The sequence below is a fragment of the Bradyrhizobium sp. Arg237L genome (assembly GCF_029990105.1).
GTDB lineage: Bacteria > Pseudomonadota > Alphaproteobacteria > Rhizobiales > Xanthobacteraceae > Bradyrhizobium.
In genome coordinates this window covers 1-12,031 of the sequence record NZ_JAQMIL010000013.1, presented here as the reverse complement: position 1 = coordinate 12,031, position 12,031 = coordinate 1, and the positions used below count along the sequence as shown (strand labels likewise).

Annotated in this window: 9 protein-coding genes; 6 read left to right on the top strand and 3 right to left on the bottom strand. The window is 60.5% G+C overall.

Going from position 1 to position 12,031, the window contains the following annotated elements; all coding sequences use genetic code 11:
- The first annotated feature begins 173 nt into the window (after positions 1 to 173).
- On the top strand, positions 174 to 1,067 hold the full coding sequence (locus OZ411_RS10345) for a hypothetical protein (RefSeq protein ID WP_282527928.1): 894 nt from the start codon (positions 174 to 176) through the stop codon (positions 1,065 to 1,067).
- Positions 1,064 to 3,412, top strand: coding sequence for a glycosyltransferase family 2 protein (locus tag OZ411_RS10340; protein WP_282527846.1), 2,349 nt, complete (start codon positions 1,064 to 1,066; stop codon positions 3,410 to 3,412). The genes OZ411_RS10345 and OZ411_RS10340 overlap by 4 nt, the downstream gene beginning before the upstream one ends.
- A 135-nt stretch (positions 3,413 to 3,547) precedes the next feature.
- Here the strand turns inward: OZ411_RS10340 and OZ411_RS10335 are convergent, their stop codons facing one another.
- Positions 3,548 to 4,522 carry a Hint domain-containing protein gene (locus OZ411_RS10335; protein ID WP_282527845.1) on the bottom strand — a complete coding sequence of 325 codons (975 nt, stop codon included), beginning with the start codon at positions 4,520 to 4,522 and terminating at the stop codon, positions 3,548 to 3,550.
- 179 nt (positions 4,523 to 4,701) lie between these two features.
- On the opposite strand from OZ411_RS10335, the gene OZ411_RS10330 reads away from it, so the two are divergent.
- Both OZ411_RS10330 and OZ411_RS10325 read left to right on the top strand, forming a co-directional pair.
- Complete coding sequence (locus tag OZ411_RS10330) at positions 4,702 to 5,730, top strand: helix-turn-helix domain-containing protein (RefSeq protein ID WP_282527921.1); 1,029 nt, start codon at positions 4,702 to 4,704, stop codon at positions 5,728 to 5,730.
- A 245-nt stretch (positions 5,731 to 5,975) separates the two neighbouring features.
- Complete coding sequence (locus OZ411_RS10325) at positions 5,976 to 9,359, top strand: tetratricopeptide repeat protein (protein ID WP_282527844.1); 3,384 nt, start codon at positions 5,976 to 5,978, stop codon at positions 9,357 to 9,359.
- An 8-nt stretch (positions 9,360 to 9,367) separates the two neighbouring features.
- Here OZ411_RS10325 and rfbD read toward each other — a convergent pair whose 3' ends face one another.
- Both rfbD and rfbC read right to left on the bottom strand, forming a co-directional pair.
- Complete coding sequence (rfbD, locus tag OZ411_RS10320; protein WP_282527843.1) at positions 9,368 to 10,282, bottom strand: dTDP-4-dehydrorhamnose reductase; 915 nt, start codon at positions 10,280 to 10,282, stop codon at positions 9,368 to 9,370.
- Entirely contained in the window at positions 10,282 to 10,836 is a 555-nt protein-coding gene (rfbC, locus tag OZ411_RS10315; RefSeq protein ID WP_028164743.1) for a dTDP-4-dehydrorhamnose 3,5-epimerase, read from the bottom strand. Before rfbC ends, rfbD begins: the two co-directional genes overlap by 1 nt.
- A gap of 109 nt (positions 10,837 to 10,945) precedes the next feature.
- Between rfbC and rfbA the strand changes: the two genes are divergently transcribed.
- Positions 10,946 to 11,821, top strand: a complete 876-nt coding sequence (gene rfbA, locus OZ411_RS10310; RefSeq protein WP_282527842.1) for a glucose-1-phosphate thymidylyltransferase RfbA — start codon at positions 10,946 to 10,948, stop codon at positions 11,819 to 11,821.
- 25 nt (positions 11,822 to 11,846) lie between these two features.
- Positions 11,847 to 12,031, top strand: a 185-nt coding sequence (locus OZ411_RS10305) for an NAD-dependent epimerase/dehydratase family protein (protein ID WP_282527841.1), incomplete at its 3' end; no start/stop codon positions are given.

The following is a 12,031-nucleotide window of genomic DNA, read 5'->3' as shown; positions in this document are numbered from 1 at the left end:
GCTCGAAATCCTTCCAGCACGAGAAGCGAAGCCTGGTGCTTCGCAATCTGGGTGTTCTGGACCAGCGATTCCCGAACCATCGGAACGAATGCCGCGCGTTTGAGACCGCCGATCCGCTACGACCGGCGCGCGCAGCGCTTGAGCGCGCGCTGCCCTGGTCGTCAGAACCATCCGTGCTGATCGTCGGGAATCAACGCTCCTGCGCAGCCATAGCCGAGGAGCGAGCGCGCCACCTCCGCCAGCATGGCGAGCGCGTGGTTCTGCTCTTGCGAGAGCGCGATGTCTTCCATCTCAAGGCCGCGGACGGCACGAGCCCGCAATCGATTCATTTGAAGCTCGGCAGCGAAGCGGACATCGCCGACGCCGCCGAGCTCCTTACACGGCTGCGTGCAAAACGCGTCGACATCGTCGAGCCGAATCCGTTGCTGGAACTGATCAATCTGATGCGGGCACTCAACCTTCCGCTCAATTTCTGGCTGGTGAGAGGAAACCTTGGCGAAGCGGCTGTCTCGCTTCCCGACGGGACGCCCCTCCTTGTTCCCAGCGAAGCGGCCAAGGCTTTTGCCAAGGCTCGTTGGCCCAAACGCAACATCGTCGCCCAGCATTGGCCAACCCGGTCGCTCGACCTGCCGCTGCTTTCCGGCTCGCGAAAATCGCTTGTCATCGTTCCATCTGCGCCCTCGCCCGCATCCTTGCGCGTGATGCGGAGCCTGGCGGATTGCCTGCAACGGCGGGAACCATCCCGATCGATCGTTATCGCTGGCACGACGTATGACGACGATCGCCTGATGTCGTACCCAAATGTCTTCATAACCGGCGCGATTGCAGCCGGCGAGCTTGGCGATGTTCTGGCACCGCATGATCCGGGCTGGCTGCTCACCGATTTCGAAGAACCAATATTCGGCCATCCGCTGATTGAGACTGTAAAGCAAGCTTTAAGACCTGTCGCATATCGCGACTGGTCGGGCGGATCGCCCAAACCGCGCAAAGGTGACCTTGCCCTTCCTGCCAACGTAGACGAGGCAGGACTTGTCGATGCGGTGGTCGATTGGGTCGAACAATCATGAGCATCGCGCGCGTCACCCGCACCGCACCGGCGGCCAAACCGAAACTGATCAGCCGGCTCGCGCTCGCTCACGACAGTACGGTATCGGGCTTCGTGTTCGATCCTGAGGCTCCGGAGCGCCGCTTCACCGTCGATATCCTGCTCGATGGTCTGGTCCTGAGAACGACGTACGCCGATTCCCTCGTCCCGGAGCTCTTTGAGCAAGGACTGGATGGCGCTTACGGATTCGCGGTGACACTCGAACCGGACCTGCTCCAAGCCGCGAGCGTCCTTGAGGCACGCCTCGCCAATCTCGGAACCCCCATCGGCCACCCCATCGACCTGGAGAATGAAAGCACACTTGTCGATCTTCGACCGAGCAGCGAATTGCGCTGGCTCGGTGGTTTGCATTTCGAAGGCTGGATCGACAGCGAAATCGCTGCCACGCTTGAAGCGATCGTCGATGGAGAAACTGTCGCACAGGTCCGCGCGACGGCCTGGACGCACATCGGCGACAATGCCAACGGGCAAGGATCCCGCAACGCCCGCGCTTTCGATTTCCATGTCCCGCAGCGCTTCGCCGACGGACGTGTCCATAGGATTGGATTGCGCAAAGACGACGGCGAGCCGGTTCCGGCAACGGCCGTCTTTGTCGCGTTTCCCGATGGCCTTGCCGGAATGATTGACGCGATCGGGGGTCACGGCGCCGAACGCCTCCGCGGCAAATTGTACGATCGGCTCATTCCGGCCTCGCTTCCTCTCGCCGACTATGCCAATTGGCGCGATCGCTTCCCGTTGCCCGAACCGCAGACGAGCCGGCTTCAACTGGCTGTCGTTATCGCCGGCACCGCCGGAACTCAGCAAACGCTCTCCACCCTGGAAACGCAGAGCCACGAGAACTGGACCGCAGGCGTGATCGATGGTCAGCCGCTTTCCGTCGACAGCGAAGCCCTCCTGGAATTTCTCGAAGACGCCGCATCCGATGCGGAACATATCGTCGTCACCATGGCAGGCATATCGCTCGAACCGAGCGCGTTGGCTCGCATCGCAGCCGCATTTGACGCCTATCCGGACGCTACGGCCGTGTACGGCGATCTCGACTTCCTCGCTGACGACGGCCGGCTCTGGCCGCTTGCCTTTCCGGCGTTCGACTACGAGAGAATGCTCGAGCAAGGGTATTGTGCGCACCTGTTCGCGGTCCGACGAGAAGCGCTGCTTGCCGGGCTTGAGGCTCGTCCCGACAATCTCTATCGGCTTTTCAACTGCCTGCTCGATCATACCGATCCACGACAGGCGAACATCCTACACTTGCCGGGAGCCTTGGCGACGCTGCCGAAACTCAATCGGGTGAATGCCGCCTCTCGGCTTTCCGCCGCGAGCCACATGCATTTGCGGGCGCGCGGCATTGGGGCGGAGGTGAGCCAGCAGCAAGGCAATCTCTTCCCCGCGGTCCGAATCAAGCGACCGATCCCGCACGAGCGGGTGACCGTGATCATCCCGACCCGCGACCGCCTCTCGCTGTTGCGCACCTGCCTCGACAGCATTGCGCCCGCGGTCGAGCGCTGCCGTGCCGATATCCTCGTCGTCGACAACGATAGTGCCGACCACGAGACGATCGATTATTTCGCAGATCTGCGCCGACACGGCATCCGGACTTTGCGGATCGAGGGGTCGTTCAACTTCGCAAGGCTCAACAATCAAGCCGCTGCGATGCTCGGCAGTGACGTCTTATGTCTTCTCAACAACGATATCGAGGCAAGCTCGGACGACTGGCTTGAAGAGATGCTGACGCGGCTGGCCGAGCCGGACGTCGGCGCCGTCGGCGCGCTCTTAACCTGGCCCGGTGGCGTTGTGCAGCATGGCGGCGTCGTATTGGGAATGAACTTCGCGGCGACCCACGCATACACCGATAGATTTGGCAATGATCCCGGTTTCGTTGATCAGCTACTCGTCGCGCACGAATGCAGTGCGCTAACCGCGGCCTGCCTCGTGACCCGACGTAAAGATTATCTTGCCGTCGGCGGAATGGACGAAGCCCGCTTCGCGGTCGCATTCAACGATGTCGACTATTGTCTCCGCCTGCGCCAAACCGGCAAGCGCATTGTCTTCACGCCGCATGCGAAGCTGGTCCATGCCGAATCCGCCAGCCGGGGCAAGGACGATCGGGCGGACCGCCGAGACCGGTTCGAGCGTGAGCTCAGTCTGCTTCGCGCGCGCTGGGGCGAGTTGCTCAATGACGACCCGACCTACAACCCGCAGCTCTCACGCGATGGAGTCCCCTACAGCGGCCTGGCTTGGCCCCCGGGACCACGCGCCCCCAGGTTCAACAATCTTCCGCCTGCACGCGACATACCGCCAGGATTTTAGCGGCAGCGCCGGCCACAGCACCAAGCTCGCCCGAACCGCCGCCCCGATGACGTCGGCGAAGGATATTGCCCTTTCGCACGGACGGGCGGGACAGCGGCCGGCTTGTCTCGGTCAACCGTGAGGCTTCAACAGATCTTACGCCACCTCGGCAGCAGTTTGGCTGGCGCCGATCGCTTGCACCCGGGCGGCAAGCATAATGCGCGTCTGAACAGGCACCTGACGGTGCGACTTCGCGCGCGGGTACGGCAACTCCCTGATCGATTTACCGTTTGGATAAAGGGCCTCGTGCTCGGCCCAATTGTCGAAATGCAACCGCTCGATGTTGTCGACGAACGTCTCGGCCGGCGTGCTCTCGGCGAGAATCAACGAGTGATCCTCGACCTCCACATGATAATAGGTAAAGGTCGTCGGTACATTGTGCTCACGGACGATAGACGTGCCGTTGACTAGCGCGCCCGCCTGAATCAGAGCACCATCGACGAGGACCGCATGGTCCGGCGAAATCAGGAGATCCCGGGAGGGTACGCCCTCAGCTAGTGCGCCGGCCTTGATGCGGATCGGCAGGACGCGCATCCTGTCGGCGAACCTCGTCGAAACCGTCTGAATGCCGAGCCAGTCGACCGTCGCGACTCCACCATCCTGAGTTAAGACCTTGTCACCGCACGTCAAAGTCTCAACGGGTACTTCGCCAGCCGGTGTGCCAATCAGAGTACCGGCCATGAAGCAGATGGTCGTACTGCCGCTGGTAATGGTCACATCACCGTTATGCCCATTCAGCTTGCCCGAATACTGGGTGTCGGTCAAAAAAAACGAACGTCCATCGCTGTCCAGGATGATAATCCCGCTGATCGTGTTGCCGTGATCCTGAACGGTCGCTGCGCCAACGAAAGTGTATTTTCCTGTCTCAAGGTCACCCAAATCGGCGCCAATCTTCGCGACCTTGATCTTGTCGCCGGCAAAGATATCACCGCCGTTCGGATCTTTGACCTTCACGCCGCCCGCCACGTAGTCCACAAAATCAGTCTTCGGATTAGCGTCGTCAATTCGGTAGCCCGCCTTACCGCCGTTGGCCAATGCGTAGGCGTAGTGAAACGTCTCGCTAGTCGCCATCGAACCCCTCACTCTGAATGTTATGGCTAAGTTAACATTATAAAAACACGTTAGCGTTCCGATAACCTTTGCGCAATCCGAAAAGGGGCTGTTGAGACGGTTCGGCAAAATATTGCGATAATCTGCAAATTCGCTTATCGATCACCACTGATAATATTAGCTTTGAAAGATTATTGGAGATGATGATTAGATCGTACCGGTGGAAGCAAGCCGGCGATCGGGAAGAAGCGCAGACGTGGCTCGCCACCTATCATCCCATTTATGTAAGTAATAAAGTCCCCCTCCTCGGCCCCGGAGGATCGCAAGAGATCTGGGCCGGTCGAATCTTTGTGCTTAGCCAGACTAGCTGCGCGCATGCCGAGCTTGTCCGAGGGGCAACGGCGGTCTCAGGCCGCGCACTCGATCACTTCGCCCTCCAAGTCGTGATGGGCGGCTTTGTCGAAATGCATCATCGTGGAGGCACAGTGACTGCCCGCGCCGGGGATTTGCTTTTGCTGGACCTTCAGGCGCCGGTTCGGCTGATCCGCGGCACCGATAACGGTCCCAGTGCTGACCTGACGCTCTGGATACCGCGAGCAAGCCTGCCAGCGAAGTTCGCCGATCTGACCGGCAGACATGCCACGCTGGCCAAGGCGGCCGCCCCGGGCGCTTCCGTGGTCTCCGCAGCCTTGCAGGCCATGCTTGCACAGGTCGATCTTGTCACTGCCGCGGAGATGGATGAAATCGCGTCGGGCATTGCGCTGCTGGCGGTGCAGATACTGACCTCGGCGGCGAGACGCAATTCCCCTGTTGAGCCTTCGAATTCGCTGCCTCTCGACAGCTTTGCTATCATCAGCCGCTACATTGAGAATCATCTTGCGGCGAAGGACCTGAGCGCCGACAGTCTGGTCAAGACGTTTGGCCTATCCCGTGCCTCTTTGTATCGTCTCTTTGAACCAACTGGCGGTGTTGCATCCTACATCCGCGCACGCCGCCTCGTCCGCGTTCAACAGGAGATCACGGCTGGGGGACTCGGCAACAGACGAATAGCTCCGATCGCCTACCGCTACGGATTTCGCAGCATTCCCGCATTCAATCGGGCCTTTAAGAGCACGTACGGCCGAACACCTCGCGAGGCGCTCATGGCGAAACGATCAAGCTTACACTGCCCCGCCGGCTCGTCTCACGCGCCGGGAAAACTTGCGCAATGGCTCTTGGACATTTCGTGACAAGTTTGCCGCAATAAATCCGACCGTTGCCAGCGGATAATGAATTGCATCGCCCTCCACGATTAAGCCGTCTTTTCGATCTGCTTTTAACAAACGATCGTTGTTGTTTTAGCCGCCTGATCCTAGGCATACACCCGTCGTTTAGCTGATTATCCGTCACTTTTCTGTCATGCTCGATCTTGAAGACCGTTTCGCTTGGCTGATGTGCTCGATCTGTCAATTCAAATGCTGGGGTCACACCCAGCATGAATGACGGACAGCCGGTAAAAATGCTTATCGAGCAAGGCCGGCGAATTCGAGCGACGGGCGATCGCAGAGCTTCGCTCGCCGCATTCCTCAGCGCGACGGAGAGCGACCCTTCCAACGTCTTTGCAACCGTTGAAAGCGGCTATGATCACCTGCACCTGGCACAGATCCCTCAGGCACGCTCCATGTTCGAGCGCTCGCTCGCGCTGGATCCAGATAACAAGCCGGCCTTGATCGGCCTCGGTCATACCCTGCGACATCTGGGGGAGTTCGAAGGTGCCGCACAATCGTTCCAGCGAGTCCTGCAACTTGAGCCCGGTCATGCCGGTGCCAACGAAGGACTGGGCTATGCACTGAAATCCTTGAGCAGGAACGAGGATGCGCTCGCAGCATTCCAGGCTGCAGCACGCACCAATCCGAGAGACACCAGACCACATATTGAAGTTGCGCGCATGCTGCGCGATCTCGGCCGGACCGAGGAGGCCGTCACCGCGCTGCGTGACATAGTCGCGCAAGATCCCAATAACACTGCCCATCTGTTGACGCTTGCGCGTTTGTTGCGGCAAACCGGCTCGGCAGTCGAAGCACTCGACACTTTCCGAAAACTTGCGGAACTCGATTCTGCCAATCTCGGCTTCAGAATCGAGCTTGGGCATCTTCTTCGCGAAACCGACCTCATCGACGAGGCGAGCAAGGTCCTTGAAAAGGTTCTGCAGGAGGCGCCCCTCAATATCAGCGCGCTGAATGCCCTTGGGTGGACTCATCGCAAGGCAAATTCTCTTGAAGCTGCGCAGGTCTGCTTCGAGAGAATTCTTGAGATCGAACCAACCAATATCGGAGCCTTGCACGCGCTCGGTCTCGTCGAACGGCAGCGTGGCAGTCATGAAAATGCGCTCGTGCTGTTTACCCGCGCGAAGGAAGTGAGCCCAAAGGCCTTCCATATTCGCCTCGAGGTTTGTCACTGCCTTCGGAACTTGAAACGCTTCGGCGACGCCATCTCCGAATTCAGGGAGGTTCTGCGCGAGTGGCCCCGAAGCCCCGAAGCTCATCTTGGCCTCGGTTATGCCATGCGCGATTCCGGCAAGGTCGAGCAGGCACTTGACGCGTTCGACGAAGCCGCCCGCGATGATCCCTCTCACCCAAACGGCTTGATCGAAGCGGGACATACTCTGCTCCGTCTTGGTCGACCAGCCGAGGCCGAGCAGCGGTTTCGCGGCGCGCTCGATCGATCACCAGGCAACGCGGCGGCGTTGGTCGGTCTGAGCTATGCCCTCCGTCGCCTTGAGTGCGCTGGCGAGGCGGAAGAAGCTTTACGTAAAGCTCTTCGCCGGGAGCCGGGCAATCACGGTGCGCGTATCGCGCTGGCGCACCTTTTGGAGGCTGGATACCGCCTGGAAGAAGCCGCCGAACTTTTGCTGGAACTCATCTCCAGACAGCCGGAGCATGCCGACAGTCTCGCCGCGCTGGGCAATATCCGTCGGCGTCAGGGCGATCGCAAGCAGGCTTTGGCGTTTTTCCGCCGCGCTTCGAAGGCGGATCCGACGAATATATCTCGCCTGACCGACATCGCGATCGAGCTTCGCGACGTCGGGCGGTTTGAAGAAGCCGAAATGCTGCTCGATGAAGTTCTCGCCGTCAGTCGGGCCGATGCGCGGGCGTTGCTGCAGCGCGGGCAACTGCTGCGTCGCCAGGAACGCCGATCTGAGGCTCTTGCCGCCTTTTCGGAGTTGCTGAGGCTTGACCCAAACAGTGCGCAGGCCATGGTCGAAGCTGCCGCCGAAGAGCGTGCCCTTGGCCGCCCGAATGTCGCCAGACAATGGCTAGAAAAGGCGCTGGATATCGAAGTCGATCACCTCGACGCGCTGCTTGCTCTGGCCGACATCGCCTTGCAGAGTGACGATGCCGATACGGCGCTTGCGCTGTATCGGCGGGCTGGCAAGACGCATCCGACAAGCGTCTGGGGTCGGCTGGGGGAAGCGCGCGCCTGCTTTGAGCTTGGCGAGCGCGATCGGGCGTTCCAAGTCGTGACGGAGGCGCGCGAGTGCCTTGGTCCTCACCCTGAAATTGCGGGCGTCGAGGTTGAGCTTCTCAGGCATATGCGCGACTGGACGAGGGCCCAGGAAGTGCTCGATGACGCGCTCGCCGAAGCATCGCGGCCGAATTTCTGGTTGTGGTCCCACAAAGTGCAGATTGCAACGATGACGGGCCAGTACGACGCTGCCGCGCGTCTCCTGCAACAGGCGCCGGCATCGGACACGGTCGCTGAGGCCCGCGTGGCCCTGCTCGGCGGACAGCTTGCCGAGGCGCAGTTCCGCTACGAAGAGGCGATTTCGCTTTATCGGCAGTCGATCCGTTTGAATTCCGGAGATGCCTGGTCGCACTTCGAGCTCGCCCGCGCCGCCCTCATGAATCTCGACGTCGATGCCGCCCGTGCCGCGCTCGGCGCCTTCATCCAAGTGAGCCAATCGTCATTGTTGCTGCGGGGGCAGTCGCTCAGCCCATCGCAGAACCATGTCGGCCAGCTGCTCGATGAATTTCTGCTCGATAGTGAGGCTCTGGCGACGCTGCGCCACATCCGCCTTCGTCCGCTCGATTCACAATTCGAGCCGTTGAGGGAATTGATCAAGCAATACCCGGACTATACGCCCGCAGCGATCATCGCCGCGATCGCGCTGCGCCAGACCGGCCAGTTTCAGCAGGAAGCAACTGTCGAGAGCTCCCTGAAGCGTGCCATTCCCTCTACGATCGCGCAGTTCTGGGATGTTACGCCCCCAGAGGACGTCCGCAACCTAATGAAGTCATGGCAAGAGCTTCATCCGACGTATCAGTGGACATGTTTTGACGATCAGAAGGCGTTTGCGTTCCTGAACGAACATTACGGACGCGAGATCGTGGACGCCTATTTCCGCGCGCCATTCCCTGCACAAAAGGCGGACATCTTCCGTCTGGCATTCCTGGTTGCTCGTGGCGGAATCTATGCCGACGCGGACGATCGTTGCCTGGTGCCGGTCGACAGCTTCATTCGGCCCGATGCGACGCTGGTTGTTCATCAGGAAAATTACGGCTCCATCGGCAACAATTTCATCGCGGCAACGCCGGAGCATCCGGTGCTGGCTCGGGCGCTGGAGCTTGCTGCGGCGGCGATGCGCCGCGGTGATCGCGACCTCATTTGGCTGTCGACCGGTCCCGGACTGTTGACTCGTGCGTTTGCTCAAGAGTGGGCGGCGCAGCGACCGGTAGGCCTACTCCGAAGAACGCAGGTTATGAACCTCGGAGAGCTGCAGCGCTCCGTCGGAATCCACTGCCCGGTCCGCTACAAGTCGACCGAACTGCACTGGAGCCGATCGGCCTTCGCAAAGAAAGCCCTCCGCCGACGAGGCTAAATCCGTCGTCAGCGGCTCGCCGGTGCTTGCTGCATGGCGGCGAACTCCTCGAGCTCCGCTGTCAAGGCATCCTGCCAGGCCGGCGTGGTCATTCCAAACTGATTTTTCAGCCGCGACAAATCGAGCCGAGAATTACCAGGCCGCTTGGCCTTGGTCGGAAAATCGGCGGCCGCGATCGGAACGATAGACTCTACGGCGAGCTCCACACCGCGCGACTTCAGGCCGGCGACGATGGCGCTCGCGAAGCCATGCCAACTGGTCTCGCCGGCGCAGACAAGGTTAACCACGCCGCTGTTGCGCACAAGCAGCGCGTTCAAGTCCGAAAGGTTTGGCGGCACGATGCCGGCGATCGCGTCGGCAATCGCGCTCGCCGACGTCGGGGCGCCGATCTGGTCGGCGACGATGCGCAGCTCTTTGCGCTCGCCGGCCAGCCGCGCGATCGTACGCAGGAAGTTGGCTCCCTTGGCGGCATAGACCCAGGACGTGCGCGCGATCAGATGCGGCCCGCCGGCCGACTGGATCGCCGCGTCGCCGGCCAGCTTGCTGGCGCCATAGACTGAGAGCGGGTTCGTGGGACTGTCCTCGCGCCACGGCTTGTCGCCAGAGCCGTCGAAGACATAGTCGGTGGAGAAATGGACCAGCGGCACGCGATGCTGTGCCGCCCATTTCGCGATCATCTCCGGCGCCTTGGCGTTGACGAGGAAGGCGAGTTCGCGTTCGTCTTCGGCGCGATCCACCGCGGTATAGGCGGCAGGGTTGATGATGAGATCTGGTCGGAAATTGTCGAGCCTCTCAGCGAGCGTCTCAGGCTTAGATAGGTCAAACTCCGCGCGGGGCGGCGCGATGATCGTGCCATGCTTCGCCAGCAGCGGCTGCAATGCGCCGCCCACCTGGCCATTGGTACCCGTCAACAAGATCCGCATCAGATTTGCCCATAGACTGGAAGGTTTTTCACGTCGGCTAACAGCGGCGCCACGGCGTCCTTGGCCGACAAAGACGGCTTTTCGACGCCCCAGTTGATGCCGATCGCGGGATCGTCCCAGCGGATCGAGACCTCATCCTTGGGACTGTAAAGATCGTCGCATTTGTAGAAAAAGTCGGCGGTTTCGGAGAGAACGACAAAGCCGTGCGCGAAGCCACGGGGGACCCAGAGTTGTCGCCTGTTCTCTTCGCTCAATTCGACGGCAACATGGCGTCCAAAATTCGGGCTGCCGACCCGCACGTCGACGGCGACATCCAGCACCTTGCCGCGCAGCGCGGTGACCAGTTTTCCCTGCGTAACCGGATTCTGCAGATGCAGCCCGCGCAGCACGCCAAAGCTCGAGCGTGACATGTTGTCCTGCACGAAAGGCCGCGCGATCCCGTGCTCGGCGTAACGGAAGGACTGATAAGTTTCGAGGAAAAAGCCGCGCTGATCGCCGAACAGCTTGGGTTCGATGATGAGGACTTCGGGAAGCTCGGTCTGGATGACATTCATTTTACAACACTTCGAAATTGCTGGCTCACGATGCTATCACTGCATTGATAACAACCTTGTGCACTTCACATTATATGTTATGTTTTGTGATAGCAAAACGTGAGGGGCTATGAAGGGCATTATCCTCGCCGGCGGGACGGGCTCACGCCTTTACCCAGTGACGACGGTCGTATCAAAGCAGCTTCTGCCCGTTTTCGACAAGCCGATGATCTATTATCCGCTGTCGACGCTGATGTTGGGCGGAATTCGGGACATTTTGATCATTTCGACGCCGCAAGACAAGCCGCTGTTTCAGCGGCTGCTCGGGGACGGCAGCGAGATCGGCTTGCGCTTTTCCTATGCCACGCAGGAGACGCCGCGCGGGCTTGCCGACGCCTTCATCGTGGGCCGCGACTTCATCGGCTCGGACTCGGTCGCGCTTGTGTTAGGCGATAACATTTTCTACGGGCATGGGTTGCCGGAGATGCTCTCCGCCGCTTCCTCCCGCAAGGAGGGCGCGACCGTGTTCGGCTACGTCGTCAATACGCCTGAGCAATATGGGGTCGTCGAACTCGATCACACCGGCCGCGCGCTCTCGATCGAAGAGAAGCCGAAACTGCCAAAGTCCAACGTAGCCGTCACCGGGCTATACTTTTATGACAACGACGTCGTCGAGATCGCGGCTCGGATCAAGCCGTCGGCCCGCGGCGAGATCGAGATCACCGACGTCAATAACGCCTATCTCGAGCGCGGCGATCTCTATGTCGAGGTGCTCGGCCGCGGCTTTGCCTGGCTCGATACCGGCACGCATTCCTCGCTGGTCGAGGCCAGCCATTTCGTCCAGATCCTTGAGCAGCGCCAGGGCTTGCGCATCGCCTGCCCCGAAGAGATCGCGCTGCGGCAGGGCTACATCTCGCTTCAAGCGTTCGAGAAGGTGGCCGAGAAGACCGCGAAAAGCAGCTACGGCGAGTATCTGAAGTCCGTTGCCCGCTCGTATCAGGGCTGATTCCACTGCATGGAGGCGATAGATCATGCGCTTTAAGGGCTCGACTATTTTTGTCACCGGCGGCGCCGGCTTCATTGGTTCAGCCGTGGTGCGTCATCTCCTGCGCGACAGTCACGCCCGCGTGGTCAACATCGACAAGCTCACCTATGCCGCCAATCTCGACTCGCTGCCGGCAGCGAAAGAGAACCTGAACTACGCCTTCGAGAAGCA